The sequence below is a fragment of the Rhodosalinus halophilus genome, from assembly GCF_003298775.1.
Classification (GTDB): domain Bacteria; phylum Pseudomonadota; class Alphaproteobacteria; order Rhodobacterales; family Rhodobacteraceae; genus Rhodosalinus; species Rhodosalinus halophilus.
On the sequence record NZ_QNTQ01000024.1, the window covers coordinates 53753 to 70556 of the forward strand.

Genomic DNA, 16804 nt, shown 5'->3' on the forward strand with positions numbered 1-16804 from the left:
CGCGCACCGCGCCGCGGGCGAGGGCGCGCGCCGGCCTCACTCCGCGACGCCGTAGCGGTCGATCCAGTCGCGCTCGATCCTCTCCATCCAGGTCGGATGCGGCTCGGGCAGGGCGGGGCCCAACTCGTCGGGCGAAAGGGTGGCGATGCCCAGCTCGATCCCCTCGAAGCGCGCGCGCGCCTCCGCCGGCAGTTTCTCCATGTCGAGCACCGTGCCGTAGCCGAGGATCTCGGGGTCGAGCGCCCGCGCCTGCGCCTCGGGCGAGAGCAGGAAGTTCGCCACCACCATCGCGCCGGCCTTGGCCGAGGCGTTGTAGGGAATGGCGACGAAGCTCGCGTTGCCGATTGTGCCGCCGTCGGGGACGAAGGTGCGCACCGTGTCGGGGAGCTGGAAATTGGCGATGGCGGCAGAGGCCTCGCCCGGGCTGAAGGAGATGGCGAGGTCGATCTCGTCGTCGGCGATCAGCTGCAACTGCCGCGGCCCGGACTGCGGATAGGCGCGGCCCTCGCGCCAGAGATGCGGCGTGAGCGCCTCGACGTAGTCCCAGAGCGGCGCGGTGACGGCGGCGTAATCGGCCTGATCCGCAGGCGCCAGAAGCACCCCGGGGTCCTCCACCACGCCGTAGAGCGCCTGTTTCAGGAAGGTGGAGCCCAGGAAATCGGGCGGCTGGGGATAGGTGAAGCGGCCCGGGTTGGCCTCTGCCCAGTCGAGGATCGCCTGCATCGAGGGCAGGGGGGCCATGTCGGCGGAGTCGTACATGAAGACCACCTGCGCGGTGGCCCAGGGGCTCTCGAAGCCCTCCGTCGGCACGGTGAAGTCCACCGTCACCGGCTTGCCCTCGACATCGACGTATTGCCAGTTCGGCAGGTCTTCGGCGAAGGGGCCGAAGAGCAAATCGTTCTCCTTCATCGCGGCGAAGTTCTCGCCGTTGATCCAGACGAGGTCGATGGCGCCGCCCGCGTCCTGCCCGGCGGTCCTTTCGGCCAGCACGCGGCTGACGGCGTCGGCGGTGTCGGCGAGCTTCACGTGCTCGACCGTGACGCCGTAGTCCTCCGCCACGCGCGCGCCCACCCAGGCGATGAAGGCGTTTGTGTTGGTGGAGCCGCCCCAGGCGTTCCAGTAAACCGTCTGGCCGCGCGCCTCTTCCAGCACGGCGTCCCAGTCGGCCGGGTCGGGCCCGGCGAGGGCGAGGCCGGGCAGGGCGGCCAGCACGGCGGCGAGTGTCCTCTTCATGGCGTCTCCTCTGTCGAAGCGGCGGGAAAGACCTTGCGCGCGAGCAGCAGGCGCGAACCGGCGGTGACGAAGCAGAGCGTGCCGAAGACCCAGGCGAGCGGCGCGAACCAGCCGGGCAGCAGGCAGATCAGCACGAAGAAGCCGATGGTCTCCGCCCCCTCCAGCAGCCCGCCCGTGAAATAGAGCGACTTCACCCCGCGCGCGTCGGTGCGCATGCGCGCCTTCTCCGCCAGCACGGCGAAGCCAAGGAAGGTGGCGCCGTTGAAGTAGAAGCTCGCGAGCAGGAAGGCGCCCGCGGCGCCGTTGGCCGCCGGGTCGAGCCAGACGAAGGCGAGCGGGATCGCCGCGTAGAAAAGAAAGTCGCTGGTGATGTCGAGATAGCCGCCGAAATCCGAGCGCTGCGTGGCGCGCGCCACCGCGCCGTCGAGCCCGTCCGCGAGCCGGCTCAGCAGGAGCGGGACGAGCGCCCAGTCGGGATGCCCTGCGGCGATCAGCGCCGCGGCGCCGAGGCCGAGGGCGAGCCCGCCCAGCGTGACGGCGTCCGCGCCGATGCCCGCACGCGCGACATGCCGCCCGAGCCGGTCGAGCGGCGGATCGATCAGGGGCCGGAGGCGGGCGTCGAACATGCGCGGAGGGTAGGCGCGCGCTGCTTCACCCGCGAGTCGATTTTGCGTGAACAGCGCGCCGGAAAAGGGCCTTCGAAGGCCCTTGCAAGCGGTTTCGAAACCGCTTGCAAGGCGCTTTTTCAAGCGCCTTGGCTCAGGCGACGTGCTCGAGCTTCATCTCGGGCTTCACGCCCAGCGCGAAGCAGACGTCGCGGGTCAGCTCGGGCTTGTTGAGCGTGTAGAAATGCAGCTTGTCCACGCCGCCCTCGATCAGCTTGGTGCAAAGCTCGGTGCACTGTGCGGTGGCCAGCAGGTCGGTGCGCCCGTCGCGCTCGGCCTTCTCGAAGGCGCGGTCGAGCCAGTCGGGGATCACCGCGCCGCACATCTTGGCGAAGCGCTTGATCCCGGCCCAGTTCTCGATCGGCATGATGCCGGGAACGATCGGCACGTCGATGCCGGCCTTCTCGCACCGGTCGCGGAAGCGGAAGAAGGTCTCCGGCTCGAAGAAGAACTGCGTGATCGCTTCGTGCGCGCCCGCGTCGATCTTGCGCTTGAGCCACTCGACATCCGCGTTCTCGTGCGCGGCGTCGGGATGCGGGTCGGGATAGGCGCCCACCCGGATGGTGAACTTGCCGGTCTCCGCCAGCGCCTCGACCAGTTCCGCCGAGTTGCCGAATCCCTCGGGGTGCGGGGTGAAGCTGCCCTCGCCCTTGGGCGGGTCGCCGCGCAGCGCCACGATCTCGCGCACGCCGGCTTCGGCGAAGCCCTCTGCGATCTCCATCGTCTCGGCGCGCGAGGCGTTCACGCAGGTCAGATGCGCGGCGACGTTGAGCCCGGAATGCTTGTGCAGCGTGCCGACGGCGTCGCGGGTGAGCTCGCGGGTCGTGCCGCCCGCGCCGTAGGTGACCGAGACGAAGCGCGGCGCCAGCGGCGCGAGCACCTGCACCGTGTCCCACAGGCGAAAGGACGCCTCGAGCGACTTGGGCGGGAAGAACTCGAAGGATACGGCCGGCACGTCGGTCATCTGGAGCTCCCTCTGTTGGACACGACCTTGTCGCATGGGGCGTTTCGTGAAACAAACTCATATCGCTCAAGTCCAAGATGAGGCGCGTATGAAGATGCACCTCGAATTCCGCCATCTCCGCTCGATCAAGGCGATCCACGAGGAGGGCGGGCTGGCCAGGGCCGCGGAGCGGCTGAACATCACGCAGTCCGCGCTGAGCCACCAGATCAAGGGGCTCGAGGATCAGACCGGTGTGGAGCTTTTCGTGCGCCGATCCAAGCCTTTGCGTCTTTCGGCGGCGGGGCAGCGGCTGCTGCGCCTCGCCGACAAGGTGCTGCCCGAGATCGACGCGGTGCAGGCCGAGTTCGCGGGCCTGCGCGCGGGCCGCAGCGGCCGGCTGCACATCGCGATCGAATGCCACGCCTGCTTCGAATGGCTCTTTCCGGTGCTCGAGGCCTTCCGCAAGTCCTGGCCCGACGTCGATGTGGATATTCGCCCCGGCCTCGCCTTCGACGCGCTGCCCGCGCTGCAGAAGGAGGAGGTCGATCTCGTGGTTTCCTCCGACCCGGAGGATCTGCCGGGCGTCACCTTCACCCCGCTTTTCGACTACGCGCCCGTTTTCGTCGCCTCCGCCCAGCACCCGCTGGCGCAGAAACGCTTCATCGAGGCGCAGGACTTCCGCGGCGAGACGCTCATCACCTACCCGGTGGAGCGCGCCCGCCTCGACGTCTTCAGCCAGCTGCTGACGCCGGCCAAGGTCGAACCGGCCGCGATCCGTCAGGTCGAGCTGACCGCGGTCATCCTGCTGCTGGTGGCCTCGAATCGCGGTGTCGCGGTGCTGCCCGACTGGGTGGTGCGCGAGGTGAAGTATTCCTCGGATTATGTCACCCGGCCGCTCACCGCGGCCGGGATCACCCGCCGGCTCTACGCGGCCACGCGCAGCGAGGACATGCCGAAGCCCTACATGGCCGATCTCATCGGTCTCGCAAGGGACGAGGCGGCCCGCATGCAGGCCGCCTGAGCCCCGCGCCGGCTGTCAGAGTGGTTTGAGGTCGCCCGCCATGGTGCGGCCGTCGCGCCCCTCGCGCAGCTCGTAGGATACGCGCTGATTGTCCGCGAGGCCGGTGAGCCCCGAGCGCTCGACCGCCGAGATGTGCACGAAGACGTCCTTGCCGCCGTCCTCGGGCGCGATGAAGCCGTAGCCCTTCGTGGCGTTGAACCATTTCACGGTGCCGTTCGGCATTGTCCCGTGTCTCCTTTCGTCCCAAAGTCCGCCCCGTGCGCCGCGCCGGGGCACGATCGCCGACTTCAGGACCGGCTTCGTCGGAGGTCGAGGCAGGAGACTGAAGAACCGCGGCCGCCTGGAAAGAATTGCACGCGGTTTGTAAAAAGCAAGCGAAACGCGTCCGCGCCGCCCCCGCGCGGCTCTGCATGCGGAGGAACAGGGCATGGTCATCTACGGACTCGCCACATGCGACACCTGCCGGAGCGCGTCCCGCGCGCTGCACGAGGTGGATTTCGTCGACGTGCGCGCCACGGGCTTCCCCGACGGGCTGCTCGAGCGCGCGGCGGAGGTCTTCGGCGCCGATCTCGTCAATCGCCGGTCGGCGACCTGGCGCAGTCTCTCCGAAGAGGAGCGCGCGCTGCCCCCGGTCGAGCTCATCCGCCGCCACCCCGCGGTGATGAAGCGTCCGCTGATCGAGACCGAGGACGGGCTCCACCTGGGCTGGAGCGCCGAGGTCCGCCGCGCCCTTGGCGTCTGACGGCGCCGCGCTCAGCGCCCGCCCAGCCGCGCGGCCAGCAAACGGTCGAGCGCGAGCGGCCCCGCGCCTTTCGCCACCAGCGTCGCCAGCACGAAGACCCACAGCAGCCGCTGGTCCAGGATCGCCCCGTCCGGCAGCCGGTCGAACCACGCCCCCAGCGTCTCGGCATGGGCGACGCCGCCGTGCCCATAGAGATCGGTGAGACTCTGGAGCGCGACGAAGCCGATCATCCCCAGCGCGGCAAGACGGGTGAAGAGGCCCAGCACGATCAGCCCCGGCAGCACGAACTCCGCCGCCGTGCCGGAGACCACCACGGCCCAATGCCACAGGCCCAGCTGCCCGGGGTCGTAGCCCGCCGCCTCCATGGCGCGCGGAAAGATCTGCGCATAAGCCCCCATCGCAGGCTGGAAAAGGCCGAAGAGCCCCGGCCCGAGCTTCGTCGCCGCCGCGTGCCAGAAATGGATCAGCAGCACCGCGGCGAAGGTGAAGCGCGCGAGGCTGGGCAAGAACACCTCGTCGCTTTCCAGCGCGCGCAGCGCCAGCGGGCGCAGGCGGCCCTGCGCGGCAGGGGAAAGGCTCTCGGCGGTCATGGCAGGGTCTCCTTGCAGTCTTGTGGCATCAGCCCCGTGATCGCGCCGCCCGTGAGCAGCGCGGCCAGCACCGGGCCGAGGTCGAAGTCCACTCGCGCCCGGGCGCCTGCGGCATGCGCCTCGCCCAGCGTGGCCCCATCGGCCAAGGCAGCGACTGCGGCCGCGCCCCCCGGCGGCAGCGCCTGCGCCAGGGGATCGAAACCCGGCCGCGAGACGAGCACCTCCTGCGCGCCGCCCTCGGGCCGCGGGCCCTCCTCCAGCGCATGCGCGCGCAGCGCGGCCACCGGCCAGCGCGAGACCACCCGCCGCACCGCCGGCGCGAGCTTCAGCCGGGTGCCCTCGAGCGCCTCGGGCGCGATCGCGGCGAGCGCCTCGGGCGCGACCGGATCCGCGTCGGCGGCGTGATAGGCCTCGCGCAGCGCCATTTCGAGGCGCGCGAGATCGGGCGCCCATCCGAAGCGCGCGCGCGGCGCGACTCCTTCCAGAAAGCCCGGCAGCTCCGCGCCGTAGAGCGCAAGGCGCGGATCGCGCGGCGGATGCGCGCGCAGGAAGGACAGCGCGAGGCCGCGGAAGCGCTCCCCCCCGATCAGCGCCCGCAGCGCGGGAAAGCCCGTCTCCAGCGCCGCCACGAGGCTTGCGGCGACATTGTTGCGGTAGATGTCGAAGCGGCGGCCGGCCGGCCGGCCGGCCCCGTCGTGCAGACCTGCCGGCGCGGGGCGGGCGGGATCGAGCAGCGCGGCGCGGAAACTCTCCTGCCTCATCTCACCCCCTCCAGCGCGGCGGCGGCGCGCGCCGCCTCGGCGCGCAGCACCGGCCAGTCCGGCACGTCGGTATCCCACTCGATCAGCACCGGCTTGGGTCCGGTCCGCGCCAGCACCTCGCCGAGCAGCGTCCAGACCGGGTCGGCCACCGGGTGGCCATGATCGTCGATCAGCAGGGGCGCGCCATGCGCGTCCGCCTGTTCCGCATGCCCGCCGAGGTGGATCTCGCCCACGGCCTCTAGCGGGACCTGCCCCAGATAGTCCCGCGCCGAAAACGCGAGGTTCGTCGCCGAGACGAAGACGTTGTTGACGTCGAGCAGCAGCCCGCAGCCCGTCCGCGCGACCAGCCGGGCGAGGAATTCCGTCTCCGTCATCTCGCTCTCGGCGAAGGCGAGATAGCTCGACGGGTTCTCCAGCAGCATCTGCCGTCCGAGCGCCTGCTGCACCTGATCGACATGCGCCGCCACCCGATCGAGCGTCGCGCCGGTCCAGGGCAGCGGCAGAAGATCGTTGAAATGGGCCCCGTCGTGCGTGGACCAGGCGAGATGCTCGGAGAAGCGCGCCGCGCCAACGCGCGCGCAAAGCGCGGCGACCCGCGCAAGATGGCCCGGATCGAGCGGCCCCTCGCCGCCGATCGAGAGCCCCACGCCATGGACCGAGACGGGCAGGCGCTCCGCGAGCGCCGAAAGCTGGGCCTGCGGCCGCCCGCCGTCGCCGAGATAGTTCTCGGCGTGGACCTCGATCCAGCCCACCGGCCCGGGATCCCGCATCAGCGCCTCGAAATGACGGGCCTTGAAGCCTACGCCCGCCGCCGCCGGCAGGCCCTCTCGCATCGCGTCGAACATGCGTCCGGTCCTTCCTCTTGCCCGAAATACCCCCGCCGGAGGCCAGGCCGCGCGCCTCGCGCGGCCCGCTCAGGGCGTCGCGCCGCAAGGCGCGTCCGCCTGGAGATCGCTGGAAAGCCGGCGCGCGCCGGATCGGCCGGCGCGCGCCGAGGCCTCAGCCCTGCGGCAGGTCGCGCTCGAGCGGCTCGAGCGAGCCCATGCGATCGCCGGGCAGCTCGATCTCGCTGCCGTCGGCCATCACCGGCGTCGCGCTCTCGCAGGTGCCTTCCTGCACCAGCGTCCAGGCGTTGCCCTGCCAGTCCATGGTCGATGTGCCGGCGCAGGTCGTGCCGGGGCCCGCGGCGCAGTCGTTCTCGCCGGCGAGGCTGACGCCGTAGCATTTCACGTTCTCCTGCGCCTGCAGGCTGGTGGCATGGCTGGCCAGCGCGGCTGCCACGGCGCCCGCGACGGCTGCTGTCTTGAGGGTGGTCGACATGGGTGTTCTCTCCCGCTCCTTGGGTTCCGGTTGCGCCGCGTGGCCCGCGGCTGTCCAAGGAGTAGCGGCGCGACGGAATGACGCGCCAATCACGCCGCCGTGCTTCACCGCCCTGTCAGAACAGGTGACGGCGCCGTGACCGATCGTCGCAGCTTTGTTTCAGGAGGGGGCCTGCCGGCGGCGGGAAAGTTGCGCCGCGGGCCGTGCCGCGGCGCAGAATGTTACACTTGGTCGGGCGCGCGCGCTTCCTCGGCCAGCCGGCTCACGATCTCGTCGAGTCCCGCGGTCGAGGTCGCCTTCTCGCCCAGCCGCCGCACGGTCACCGTGCGCTCGTCCACCTCGCGCTGGCCCACGGCCAGGATCACCGGCACCTTGGCGAGCGAGTGCTCGCGCACCTTGTAGTTGATCTTCTCGTTGCGCAGGTCGGCCTCGGCGCGCAGCCCCGCCGCACGCAGCGCCGCGACCGCCTCCTCGGCGAAAGCGTTCGCGTCGGTGGTGATCGTGGCCACCACCACCTGCCGCGGCGCGAGCCACATGGGCAGCTTGCCCGCGTAGTTCTCGATCAGGATGCCGATGAAGCGCTCGAAGGAGCCCAGGATCGCACGGTGCAGCATGACGGGGCGGTGCTTCTCGCCGTCCGCGCCGATGTAGGAGGCGTCCAGCCGTTCGGGCAGGTTGAAATCGGCCTGGAAGGTGCCGCACTGCCACTCGCGCCCGATGGCGTCGGTTAGCTTGAAGTCGAGCTTCGGCCCGTAGAAGGCGCCTTCGCCGGGGTCCACCTCGTAGTCGTTGCGCACGGCGAGGATCGCCTTCTCCAGCGCCGCCTCGGCCTTGTCCCAGACCGCGTCGGAGCCCACGCGCACTTCCGGCCGGGTGGAGAGCTTGATGTCGAAGCTCGGAAAGCCCGTGTCGCGATAGACCTTGGCCAGCAGGTCGATGAAGCCCGCGCATTCGGCCTCGATCTGGTCCTCGGTGCAGAAGATGTGCGCGTCGTCCTGGGTGAAGCCGCGCACCCGCATCAGCCCGTGCAGCGCGCCATGCGCCTCGTAGCGGTGGCAGGAACCGAATTCGGCGAGGCGCAGCGGCAGGTCGCGGTAGGACTTGATGCCCTGGTTGAAGACCTGCACGTGGCCGGGGCAGTTCATCGGCTTGAGGGCGTTCACGCGCTTCTCGTTGGCGTGCTCCTCGTCGATCTCCGTGATGTACATGTTCTCACGGTACTTGTCCCAGTGGCCGCTCGCTTCCCAAAGCTTGCGGTCCACCACCTGCGGCGTGTTGATCTCGCGGTAGCCGGCGGCGCCGAGCCTGCGGCGCATGTAGTCCTGCAGCGAGCGGTAGATCGTCCAGCCGTCCGGGTGCCAGAAGACCATGCCCGGCGCCTCTTCCTGGAAGTGGAAGAGCTTCATCTCGCGGCCCAGGCGGCGGTGGTCGCGCTTCTCCGCTTCCTCGAGGAAGTGCAGGTAGTCCTTGAGCTCCTCACGGGTCCTGAAGGCGACGCCGTAGATGCGCTGCAGCATCGGGCGGTTGGAGTCGCCGCGCCAGTAGGCGCCGGCCACCTTCATCAGCTTGAAGGCGTCCGCGGGGACCTGGCCGGTATGGCGGAGGTGCGGGCCGCGGCAGAGATCCTGCCAGTGGCCGTGCCAGTACATGCGGATGGGCTCGCCCTCCGGGATCGCCTCGACGAGTTCGACCTTGAAGGGCTCGTGGTTCGCTTCGTAGTAGCGGATCGCGCGGTCGCGGTCCCAGACCTCGGTGGTCACGGGGTCGCGCCGCGCGATGATCTCGCGCATCTTCTTCTCGATGGCGCCCAGGTCCTCGGGCGTGAAGGGCTCGTCGCGGTCGAAGTCGTAGTACCAGCCGCGCTCGATCACCGGGCCGATGGTGACCTTCGTCTCGGGCCAGAGCTCCTGCACCGCGCGCGCCATGATGTGGGCGAGGTCGTGGCGGATCAGCTCGAGGGCGGGCGCGTCGTCGGCCATCGTGTTGATGGCGATCTCGGCGTCTTCCTCGATCGGCCATTGCAGGTCGAAGTGGCGGCCGTTCACATAGGCGCTGATCGCCTTCTTGGCGAGCGACTTGGAGATGTCCCCGGCCACCTCGGCGGGCGTGGTGCCGGCGGGGAAGTCGCGGACGGAGCCATCGGGGAAAGTCAGGGAAACGGTGGACTGGTCGCGGGCCATGTCCGCTCTCCTCGTCGGTTCGGCGCCTACCGAGCGCCCGGTTGCGGGTCAGGGTTCGCGCGCTCAATGGCGTCGCGCCGGCGGAAAGTCAACGTCCCGCGGGCGCTCCTCCCTCCCGTCGGTCGGTCGTCGCGAGGAGGGACCGAAGGGACCGAGGAGCGCCCCGCGGGGCCTTTTCTCCCGCGGCGCGAGCGGGCAGTCTCGCCGCGAGGCAACAGGAGGCGCGCATGAGCGACCCGCAGTATCTCGAAACGCCCCAGGGGCGGCGCATCGCCTGGCACCGCACCGAAGGGCAGGGGCCGGGGGTCGTCTTCCTGGGCGGCTTCAGGTCCGACATGGAGGGCACCAAGGCGCTCTGGCTCGAGGACTGGGCGCGCAAGGCCGGCAGGGCCTTCGTCCGCTTCGACTATTCGGGCCACGGGCAGAGCGCGGGCGCCTTCACCGATCACTGCATCGGCGACTGGGCCGAGGATGCGGCCGCCGTGCTCGATGCGCTCACGGAGGGCCCGCAGGTTCTGGTGGGCTCCTCGATGGGCGGCTGGATCGCGCTGCTCACCGCCCGGGCGCACCCCGAGCGGGTGGCGGGGCTGGTGACCATCGCCGCCGCGCCGGACTTCACCGAGGATTCGATGTGGGCCGGCTTCGACGACGCGCAGCGCGCGGCGCTGGAGCGCGATGGCGTGGTGCATCTGCCCTCCGACTACGGCGAGCCCTATCCGATCACGCGGCGCCTGATCGAGGACGGGCGCGCGCATCTGGTGCTGCGCGCGCCCCTGCACCTGCCCTTTCCCGTGCGCTTCCTGCAGGGCACGGCGGATACGGATGTGGACCGCGAGGTGGCGCTGCGGCTGCTCGATCACGCCACCGGGCCGGACATGCGCCTCACGCTCGTGGACGGCGCCGATCACCGCTTTTCGGATCCCGACTGCCTCGCGCTGATCGGCGAGAGCCTGGAGGCGGTGATCTCCCGCGCCGCGCGCGCGGGATGATGAGGCTCGCGCGCGGGATGCTCTGGGCGCTGGCGCTTCTTGTGCTGGGCGCGGTCGCGCTCTGGTTTCTCGGCCCGCGCGAGGCGGTGCCGGCGCGCGCCACTTTCGATCCCGCGCGCTTCGGCGGCGATCTCGACGCCTATTTCGCCGCGCAGGAAGCGCGGTTCGACGACATCACGCCCGGCGTCGAGAAGCGCGTCGTCTGGGCCGGCGCGCACGGCGCGACCACGCCGCTGTCGATCCTCTACGTGCATGGGTTCTCCGCCACCTCCGAGGAGATCCGCCCGGTGCCCGACCGGGTGGCCGAGCGACTGGGCGCGAACCTCGTCTACACCCGGCTGACGGGCCACGGCCGCGACGGCCCCGCGATGGCGGAGGCCGAGGCGGCGGACTGGATGGAGGATATCGCCGAGGGTCTTGCCGCCGCGCGCGCCGCAGGCGGTCGCGTCGTCGTCATGGCGACCTCGACGGGCGCGAGCCTCGCCACCCTGGCGCTCGCGGATCCGGCGATGTCGAGAGACGTCGCCGCGGCGGTGCTGATCTCGCCCAACTTCGGCGTGAACAATGCGCTCGCTCCGATCCTGACCTGGCCCGCCGCGCGGGTCTGGCTGCCCTGGGTGGCCGGCGAGACGCGCGGTTTCGAGCCGGTCAACGCGCGCCAGGCGCGCTACTGGACCACGCGCTATCCCGTCGAGGCGGTGGTGCCGATGGCCGCGACCGTGAAGGCGGCGCGCCGGCTCGATCACGCGAGGATCGGGGTGCCCGCGCTCTTCTGGTTCTCGGAGGCCGACGCGGTCGTGCGCGCCGAGGCCACGCGCGCGGTCGCCGACGGCTGGGGGGCGGAGACGCGGCTGCGCGAGGTGACGCCCGGCCCGGGCGACGATCCGGCGGCGCATGTGCTCGCGGGCGACATCCTGTCGCCGGGGCTCACCGAGGCGGCGGTGGACGAGATGACCGCCTGGTTGCGCGCCCGGACGGACGGCTGACGCGCGCGCGGGGTCTCTGGAAGGCGCGCCCTGCGACTGATATGCCGCGCCCGATGCGCGGCCCGCCCGCGCGAAAGCTGGACAGGCCGGACCATGAACGATCCTCTGGTGCTTCTTCCGGGGATGATGTGCGACGCGCGCCTCTTCCTGCCGCAGATCGTGGCGATGGGTGGCGACGCCCCGGTGATGGTCGCGCCGATCACCGGCGGCGAGCGGATCGAGGAGATCGCCTCGGGGCTGTTGCCGGTCCTGCCGCAGAGGTTCGCGCTCGCGGGGCTCAGCATGGGCGGCATCGTGGCGATGGAGATCCTGCGCCGCGCGCCAGAGCGGGTGCTGCGCCTCGCGCTGATGGACACCGATCCGCTGGCGGAGTCGCCCGAGGCCGCGGCCTGGCGCGAGCCGCTGATCGTCAAGGCGCGGGCAGGTCAGCTCGACGAGGCGATGTCGGCGGTTCTCAAGCCCGATCATCTCGCCCCCGGGCCGCAGCGGTTCGATGTGCTGGCCACCGTGCGCGAGATGGCGGGCGGCCTCGGGCCGGAAATCTTCGTCCGCCAGATGCGCGCGCTGCAGCGCCGGCGCGATCAGCAGGCGACCCTGCGACGCTACAAGGGCCCGGCGTTGGTGCTCTGCGGCGCGCATGACGGGATGTGTCCGGTCAAGCGGCACGAGTTGATGGCCGAATTGATGCCCGGCGCGCGGCTCGAGGTGATCGACGCGGCGGGCCACCTGCCGACGCTGGAGGCGCCCGAGGCGGTCAACGACGCACTCCTGCGCTGGCTGGGCCAGCCCTACGTCCTGCGCTAGGTGCGCCGGCAGTCGCCTTGGGCGTTCATCCCGCCGCGAGCAGGCCCTCGATGCGCGCGGTGATCGCGCGCGAGAGCGGCCGCGCGGCCGAGCCGAAGGTCGCGACCACGCGGCCCTCGCCGTCCAGCAGCACCTTGTTGAAGTTCCATGCCGGCACGAAGCCGGCGCTCGCGCGTAGCCAGGCATAGAAAGGGTGCGCCTGCGCCCCGCGCACGCGGGTGATGGTCGTCATCGGCAGGTCGAGCCCGTAGGTCAGCTCGCAGAACTCCTTCACCTCCGCCGCGCTGTCCAGTTCCTGGCGGAAATCCTGCGACGGCACGGCCAGGACGACGAAACCCCGGTCACGGTAGCGGTCGTAGAGCGCCTGAAGTCCTTCGTATTGCGGCGTGAAGGCGCAGAGCGAGGCGGTGTTGACCACCAGCACCGGCTGGCCGGCGTAGTCCGAAAGGCGGATCTTCCCGCCGTCGATACTGTCGAAGACCCAGTCGCCGGCAGCGGCGAGGCCGGCCCAGACGGCGAAGACGAGCGTGAGCAAGAGGCGCATGACCAAGGCTCCCTGAGACTGCGTGACAGGAAAGCTAGGCGCGGCGCGGGCGGGTCAAGGGCGCACGGCGCATCACAAGCGCGTGCCCCGGTGTAGGCCCGCGGGCGATTCGGCCGCAGGCTGTTACCTCATTCGACAGGAGCCCGCGCCATGCTGCACCTTCAGCGCCTCGCCACCGCCTTCGCCGCCTGCGCGATCTGCTGGGCGTCCGCCGCGGCGGAGCCGGCCCGCTGGGCCGCCGAGTGGCCCGAGACCGACTTTTCCCGAACGACGCTCGACAGCTGGGGCGAGGTGGTGTCCGGCGGGCCGCCGAAGGACGGCATCCCCGCGCTCTCGTCGCCGGATTTCCGCCCGGTGGCCGACGAGTCGCGCCTCGGCGCGCGCGAGCCGGTGATCGCGGTGGAACTCGACGGGGAGACGCCCCGCGCCTATCCGATCCGCTACCTGATGTGGCACGAGATCGTGAACGACGAGATCGGCGGCCGGCCGGTCGCCGTGACCTTCTGCCCGCTGTGCAATTCCGGCATCACCTTCGACCGCCGCGTGCAGGGGCGGACCCTCTCGTTCGGGGTGTCGGGCAAGCTGCGGCATTCGGACATGATCATGTACGACCGCCAGACCGAAAGCTGGTGGCAGCAGGCGCTGGGCGAGGCCATCGTGGGCGAGATGACCGGCGCCACGCTCGACACGCTGCCCACCTGGATGGAAGGCTGGGCGCAGTTCGCCGCGCGCAATCCGGACGGCCTCGTGATGGACGAGCCCGGCTGGAACCGGCGCTACGGGGCCAATCCCTACCGCAGCTACGACAGCGCGCGCCGGCCCTTCCTCTACAGCGGGGAGAATCCGCCGCACGGCATTCCGCCGCTGGCCCGCGTGGTGCGCGTGGGCGACCGGGCCTGGCCGCTCGACCGGCTGGCCGGGCGCGAGGTGATCCGCGAGGCGGGCCTCGAGCTGAGCTGGCGGCCCGGTCAGGCGTCCGCGCTCGATTCCGGCGCCATCGCCGAGGGCCGGGACGTGGGCTCGGTCAGGGTGCGCGACGCGGCCGGGCGCGACGTGGCGCACGACATGCTCTTCGCCTTCGCCTTTCACGCCTTCTGGCCCGAGGGGACATGGATGCTGGAGGGCGGGCCGCGCTGAGGCGCCGCGGGGATGCTCCTCCGCCCTGTCGGGCGTCCTCGCCGGCGCGAGAAGCGCCCGGTCGGGCGCGCCGAGCGCCCTGAGCGACGGAGCGGCCTTATCCGGCTTTTCAAGCCTGTGGCCCCGTGCTAGGCGCACGCCCGGTTGCGGGGCGCGGGGATGCGCGCCCCATCTTCATGTCAACGGGGACACCTCTCATGGCCATCGAACGCACGCTGTCGATCATCAAGCCCGACGCCACCCGCCGGAACCTCACCGGCAAGATCAACGCCAAGTTCGAGGAGGCGGGCCTGCGCATCGTGGCGCAGAAGCGCATCCAGATGACCAAGGCGCAGGCGGGCGAGTTCTACGCCGTCCACCGCGAGCGGCCCTTCTACGACGAGCTGTGCGAATTCATGGCCTCCGAGCCGATCGTGGTGCAGGTGCTGGAAGGCGAGAACGCGATCGCGAAGAACCGCGAGGTGATGGGCGCGACCAACCCCGCCGACGCCGCGCCCGGCACGATCCGCGCCGAATTCGCCGAGTCCGTGGGCGAGAACTCCGTTCACGGCTCCGACGCGCCCGAGACCGCCGCGCAGGAGATCGCCTTCTTCTTCTCCGGCCTCGAGATCGTCGGCTGACAGCGACGTCGGCCCGGCGTGCCGGGCCGAGGGCGGTCGGCGGGCGGGGTGCCTCTCCCGCCGGTACCGGGGGCGCGGCGCCGGTCACGGCCGGGCGCATGATCGCCGGCCGCGACCCGCGTGCGTCCCGCCGCGATCGGGCGCGAAGACCGGCCGGTCGTGGGAGCGGAGGACGGCATGGGCGATCCCGCGCGGGGCGTTGCAGCGATGGTGGCGGCCTGCACGATCTGGGGCCTCTCGGCGCTCTATTACAAGCTGCTCGACCATGTGCCGCCGCTCGAGGTGCTGGCACATCGCACGCTGTGGTCGCTGGCGTTCTTCGCCGGCGTGCTCGCGCTGCAGCGGCGGCTTTCGGGCCTCCTGGCCGCCATCGACCGCCCGGCCAAGGCGGCGCGCATCTTCGCGGCCGCGCTCTTCATCTCCTGCAACTGGTTCCTGTTCATCTTCTCCGTGCAGACCGGGCGGGCGACCGAGGCGAGCCTCGGTTACTACGTCTTTCCGCTGGTCGCCGTGCTCTTGGGGCGCGTGGCCTTCGGCGAGCGGCTCGGACCGCGGCAATGGCTGGCCGTCGCGCTGGCCGCCGTGGCGGTGACGGTGCTGGCGCTCGGCAACGGGGTCGCGCCCTGGATCGCGCTGGGGCTCGCAGGCTCCTTCGGCCTCTACGGCCTGATGAAGAAGCGCCTCGCCGTGGGGCCGGTGACATCCGTGACGGCCGAGGTGCTCCTGCTCGCGCCGATCGCGCTGGCCGTGCTCTGGACGGTGGGCCGTGACGGTGGGGCCTTCGGGGCTTCGGCCGGCGACAGCCTGCTGTTGATGCTCTCCGGCCCGCTCACCGCGATTCCCCTGATGCTCTTCGCCTATGCGGCGCGGCGGGTGGCCTACGCCACCGTCGGCCTCGTGCAGTATCTCAACCCGACGCTGCAGTTCCTGGTCGCCGTCAGCGTCTTCGGCGAACCCTTCGGCCCCTACGACGCGATGGCCTTCCCGCTGATCTGGGCGGCGCTGGCGATCTACTCGCTGGCCACGCTCGCACGCGAGAAGGCCGCGCGCAGGGCCTCCAGCGTCTCTTCGGCCGAACCCGTCGGCGTGACGAGCCCGCGCAGCGAGGGCGCGGCGAAGCCCTGAGCGATCACATGGTCGATCAGCGCGAGCAGGGGATCCCAGTAGCCCTCGATGTTCACCAGCAGGATCGGCTTGCGGTGCAGCCCGAGCTGCGCCCAGGTCAGCACCTCGAAGAATTCGTCGAGCGAGCCCGCCCCGCCCGGCAGGACCGCGACCGCATCGGAGTTCATGAACATCACCTTCTTGCGCTCGTGCATGTTCTCGGTGATGACGTGGCGCTCGGCGCCGCGCAGCGCTTCGAGCTGGACGAGGTGCTGGGGGATGACGCCCAGCGTCGCGCCGCCCTCGGCCTCGGCGGCGGCGGCGACGAGGCCCATCAGCCCCACGTCGCCCGCGCCGTAGACCAGCCGCCAGCCCTCGCGCGCGAGCAGCCGGCCGAGCGCTTGCGCCTCGGCGGCATAGGCAGGTCGGGCACCTTCGCGGGCGCCGCAATAGACACAGACGGAGTGACGGGGCATGCGTGTTGCTCGGCCTCATGCGGCTTTGACCCCTGATAGCGGGGTTGATAATGTCGCTCAACCACCGTTGCAGGCTCGCGGGGTAACTGGGGGAAGATGAGCGAAAAGGGCGGTCTGGCAGGGGGGGCGACCCTGGCCGTCGGGGCCGCCACGGGCGCGCTTGCGCTCGTGGTGGGACTCTATGCGGCGGGCGTGCTCTCGCCGGAGCGCGGGCGCGAGGCGCCGCAGGCGGATGTGGCCGGCGCGGAACCCGCGCCGGAGTCGCCCGCAGCGCCGCAGCCGGACGGCGTCGAAGATGCCGATGCCACGGCGGATGCAGCGCCCGAGCCCGAGACCGCGCAGACCTCCGCGCCCGCCGCAGAAGCCGAGACCGCCGCGGCCGAGCCTCCGCCAACGCCCGCGCCGCCCTTTGCCCCGAACTTCGACCTCGTGCGCGTGGAGCCGGACGGCACCGCCCAGATCGCGGGCCGCGCCGCGCCCAGCGCGCAGGTCTCCATCCTGCTCGACGGCGAAGAGGTCGCGCGGGCCGAGGCGGATCCCTCGGGCGCCTTCTTCAGCTTTCTCGACCTCGCGCCGAGCGACAGGGCCCGGGTTCTGAGCCTCGAGGCGCTGCAGGACGGCATGCCCGTGCCCTCGGAGGATCAGGTCATCCTGACGCCGCCCGAGACGCCGCGCGAACCGCAGGTGGC

General features: G+C 71.2%; 19 protein-coding genes and 1 pseudogene. 9 read left to right on the plus strand and 11 right to left on the minus strand.

From position 1 onward, the window contains the following. Nucleotides 1-36: 36 nt before the first annotated feature. The 3 genes from DRV85_RS17450 to metF all read right to left on the minus strand — a co-directional run bounded on the left by DRV85_RS17450 (nt 37) and on the right by metF (nt 2862). Entirely contained in the window at nt 37-1233 is a 1197-nt protein-coding gene (locus tag DRV85_RS17450) for an ABC transporter substrate-binding protein (RefSeq protein ID WP_113290755.1), read from the minus strand. Then, a complete protein-coding gene (locus DRV85_RS17455; RefSeq protein WP_113290756.1) occupies nt 1230-1859 on the minus strand; it encodes a CDP-alcohol phosphatidyltransferase family protein in 630 nt (209 codons plus the stop codon). Before DRV85_RS17455 ends, DRV85_RS17450 begins: the two co-directional genes overlap by 4 nt. Nucleotides 1860-1992: 133 nt before the next feature. Next, nucleotides 1993-2862, minus strand: a complete 870-nt coding sequence (gene metF / locus DRV85_RS17460; protein ID WP_113290757.1) for a methylenetetrahydrofolate reductase [NAD(P)H] — start codon at nt 2860-2862, stop codon at nt 1993-1995. 94 nt (nt 2863-2956) lie between these two features. Here metF and DRV85_RS17465 point away from each other — a divergent pair, with 94 nt between their 5' ends. Further along, entirely contained in the window at nt 2957-3862 is a 906-nt protein-coding gene (locus DRV85_RS17465; RefSeq protein ID WP_113290775.1) for a LysR family transcriptional regulator, read from the plus strand. A gap of 15 nt (nt 3863-3877) precedes the next feature. Here DRV85_RS17465 and DRV85_RS17470 read toward each other — a convergent pair whose 3' ends face one another. Next, the gene (locus tag DRV85_RS17470; protein WP_113290758.1) at nt 3878-4084 is read right to left on the minus strand and encodes a cold-shock protein; all 207 of its coding nucleotides are present in this window, start codon (nt 4082-4084) and stop codon (nt 3878-3880) included. Between the two features lie 205 nt (nt 4085-4289). Between DRV85_RS17470 and DRV85_RS17475 the strand changes: the two genes are divergently transcribed. Next, nucleotides 4290-4604, plus strand: coding sequence for an ArsC/Spx/MgsR family protein (locus DRV85_RS17475; RefSeq protein WP_113290759.1), 315 nt, complete (start codon nt 4290-4292; stop codon nt 4602-4604). Nucleotides 4605-4615: 11 nt separating this feature from the next. Here the strand turns inward: DRV85_RS17475 and DRV85_RS17480 are convergent, their stop codons facing one another. The 5 genes from DRV85_RS17480 to thrS all read right to left on the minus strand — a co-directional run bounded on the left by DRV85_RS17480 (nt 4616) and on the right by thrS (nt 9455). Beyond that, nucleotides 4616-5194 (minus strand): DoxX family protein, encoded by a 579-nt coding sequence (locus DRV85_RS17480; RefSeq protein ID WP_233495573.1) that lies wholly within the window; start codon nt 5192-5194, stop codon nt 4616-4618. Beyond that, entirely contained in the window at nt 5191-5955 is a 765-nt protein-coding gene (locus tag DRV85_RS17485; protein ID WP_113290760.1) for an HvfC/BufC N-terminal domain-containing protein, read from the minus strand. Before DRV85_RS17485 ends, DRV85_RS17480 begins: the two co-directional genes overlap by 4 nt. Beyond that, complete coding sequence (bufB, locus tag DRV85_RS17490; RefSeq protein ID WP_113290761.1) at nt 5952-6800, minus strand: MNIO family bufferin maturase; 849 nt, start codon at nt 6798-6800, stop codon at nt 5952-5954. Before bufB ends, DRV85_RS17485 begins: the two co-directional genes overlap by 4 nt. A 154-nt stretch (nt 6801-6954) precedes the next feature. After that, a complete protein-coding gene (locus DRV85_RS17495; RefSeq protein WP_113290762.1) occupies nt 6955-7275 on the minus strand; it encodes a BufA1 family periplasmic bufferin-type metallophore in 321 nt (106 codons plus the stop codon). A 221-nt stretch (nt 7276-7496) separates the two neighbouring features. Beyond that, nucleotides 7497-9455: a threonine--tRNA ligase gene (thrS, locus tag DRV85_RS17500; RefSeq protein WP_113290763.1), complete on the minus strand. Its 1959-nt coding sequence runs from the start codon at nt 9453-9455 to the stop codon at nt 7497-7499. Nucleotides 9456-9682: 227 nt separating this feature from the next. Between thrS and DRV85_RS17505 the strand changes: the two genes are divergently transcribed. From DRV85_RS17505 to DRV85_RS17515, 3 genes are all read left to right on the plus strand, one after another. Then, entirely contained in the window at nt 9683-10444 is a 762-nt protein-coding gene (locus DRV85_RS17505; protein ID WP_113290764.1) for an alpha/beta fold hydrolase, read from the plus strand. Beyond that, the gene (locus DRV85_RS17510) at nt 10441-11430 is read left to right on the plus strand and encodes an alpha/beta hydrolase (protein WP_113290765.1); all 990 of its coding nucleotides are present in this window, start codon (nt 10441-10443) and stop codon (nt 11428-11430) included. Before DRV85_RS17505 ends, DRV85_RS17510 begins: the two co-directional genes overlap by 4 nt. A 93-nt stretch (nt 11431-11523) precedes the next feature. Beyond that, nucleotides 11524-12234, plus strand: coding sequence for an alpha/beta fold hydrolase (locus DRV85_RS17515; RefSeq protein ID WP_113290766.1), 711 nt, complete (start codon nt 11524-11526; stop codon nt 12232-12234). Between the two features lie 25 nt (nt 12235-12259). Here DRV85_RS17515 and DRV85_RS17520 read toward each other — a convergent pair whose 3' ends face one another. Beyond that, nucleotides 12260-12778 carry a glutathione peroxidase gene (locus tag DRV85_RS17520; protein WP_113290767.1) on the minus strand — a complete coding sequence of 173 codons (519 nt, stop codon included), beginning with the start codon at nt 12776-12778 and terminating at the stop codon, nt 12260-12262. Nucleotides 12779-12928: 150 nt separating this feature from the next. On the opposite strand from DRV85_RS17520, the gene DRV85_RS17525 reads away from it, so the two are divergent. The 3 genes from DRV85_RS17525 to rarD all read left to right on the plus strand — a co-directional run bounded on the left by DRV85_RS17525 (nt 12929) and on the right by rarD (nt 15660). After that, the gene (locus tag DRV85_RS17525) at nt 12929-13915 is read left to right on the plus strand and encodes a DUF3179 domain-containing protein (RefSeq protein WP_113290768.1); all 987 of its coding nucleotides are present in this window, start codon (nt 12929-12931) and stop codon (nt 13913-13915) included. A gap of 197 nt (nt 13916-14112) precedes the next feature. Continuing rightward, on the plus strand, nt 14113-14535 hold the full coding sequence (gene ndk / locus DRV85_RS17530; protein WP_113290769.1) for a nucleoside-diphosphate kinase: 423 nt from the start codon (nt 14113-14115) through the stop codon (nt 14533-14535). Between the two features lie 177 nt (nt 14536-14712). Then, a complete protein-coding gene (rarD, locus tag DRV85_RS17535) occupies nt 14713-15660 on the plus strand; it encodes an EamA family transporter RarD (RefSeq protein ID WP_147238880.1) in 948 nt (315 codons plus the stop codon). On the opposite strand, the gene DRV85_RS17540 is transcribed toward rarD, so the two are convergent. Then, nucleotides 15546-16115, minus strand: coding sequence for an LOG family protein (locus DRV85_RS17540; protein ID WP_113290770.1), 570 nt, complete (start codon nt 16113-16115; stop codon nt 15546-15548). The genes rarD and DRV85_RS17540 overlap by 115 nt on opposite strands. Before the next feature lie 96 nt (nt 16116-16211). Here DRV85_RS17540 and DRV85_RS17545 point away from each other — a divergent pair. Next, nucleotides 16212-16804 (plus strand): annotated as a pseudogene (locus DRV85_RS17545) (hypothetical protein); the annotation flags it as partial.

Excerpts from the sequence above, each read along its gene's own strand:
- DRV85_RS17525 (WP_113290768.1), top strand. The coding sequence starts at position 12,929 with ATGCTGCACCTTCAGCGCCTCGCCACCGCCTTCGCCGCCTGCGCGATC.
- DRV85_RS17475 (WP_113290759.1), top strand. The coding sequence starts at position 4,290 with ATGGTCATCTACGGACTCGCCACATGCGACACCTGCCGGAGCGCGTCC.
- DRV85_RS17515 (WP_113290766.1), top strand. The coding sequence starts at position 11,524 with ATGAACGATCCTCTGGTGCTTCTTCCGGGGATGATGTGCGACGCGCGC.
- ndk (WP_113290769.1), top strand. The coding sequence starts at position 14,113 with ATGGCCATCGAACGCACGCTGTCGATCATCAAGCCCGACGCCACCCGC.
- DRV85_RS17485 (WP_113290760.1), bottom strand. The coding sequence starts at position 5,955 with ATGAGGCAGGAGAGTTTCCGCGCCGCGCTGCTCGATCCCGCCCGCCCC.
- DRV85_RS17510 (WP_113290765.1), top strand. The coding sequence starts at position 10,441 with ATGATGAGGCTCGCGCGCGGGATGCTCTGGGCGCTGGCGCTTCTTGTG.
- metF (WP_113290757.1), bottom strand. The coding sequence starts at position 2,862 with ATGACCGACGTGCCGGCCGTATCCTTCGAGTTCTTCCCGCCCAAGTCG.
- DRV85_RS17450 (WP_113290755.1), bottom strand. The coding sequence starts at position 1,233 with ATGAAGAGGACACTCGCCGCCGTGCTGGCCGCCCTGCCCGGCCTCGCC.
- DRV85_RS17495 (WP_113290762.1), bottom strand. The coding sequence starts at position 7,275 with ATGTCGACCACCCTCAAGACAGCAGCCGTCGCGGGCGCCGTGGCAGCC.
- thrS (WP_113290763.1), bottom strand. The coding sequence starts at position 9,455 with ATGGCCCGCGACCAGTCCACCGTTTCCCTGACTTTCCCCGATGGCTCC.
- DRV85_RS17480 (WP_233495573.1), bottom strand. The coding sequence starts at position 5,194 with ATGACCGCCGAGAGCCTTTCCCCTGCCGCGCAGGGCCGCCTGCGCCCG.
- rarD (WP_147238880.1), top strand. The coding sequence starts at position 14,713 with ATGGGCGATCCCGCGCGGGGCGTTGCAGCGATGGTGGCGGCCTGCACG.
- DRV85_RS17465 (WP_113290775.1), top strand. The coding sequence starts at position 2,957 with ATGCACCTCGAATTCCGCCATCTCCGCTCGATCAAGGCGATCCACGAG.
- DRV85_RS17470 (WP_113290758.1), bottom strand. The coding sequence starts at position 4,084 with ATGCCGAACGGCACCGTGAAATGGTTCAACGCCACGAAGGGCTACGGC.
- DRV85_RS17455 (WP_113290756.1), bottom strand. The coding sequence starts at position 1,859 with ATGTTCGACGCCCGCCTCCGGCCCCTGATCGATCCGCCGCTCGACCGG.
- DRV85_RS17505 (WP_113290764.1), top strand. The coding sequence starts at position 9,683 with ATGAGCGACCCGCAGTATCTCGAAACGCCCCAGGGGCGGCGCATCGCC.
- bufB (WP_113290761.1), bottom strand. The coding sequence starts at position 6,800 with ATGTTCGACGCGATGCGAGAGGGCCTGCCGGCGGCGGCGGGCGTAGGC.
- DRV85_RS17520 (WP_113290767.1), bottom strand. The coding sequence starts at position 12,778 with ATGCGCCTCTTGCTCACGCTCGTCTTCGCCGTCTGGGCCGGCCTCGCC.
- DRV85_RS17540 (WP_113290770.1), bottom strand. The coding sequence starts at position 16,115 with ATGCCCCGTCACTCCGTCTGTGTCTATTGCGGCGCCCGCGAAGGTGCC.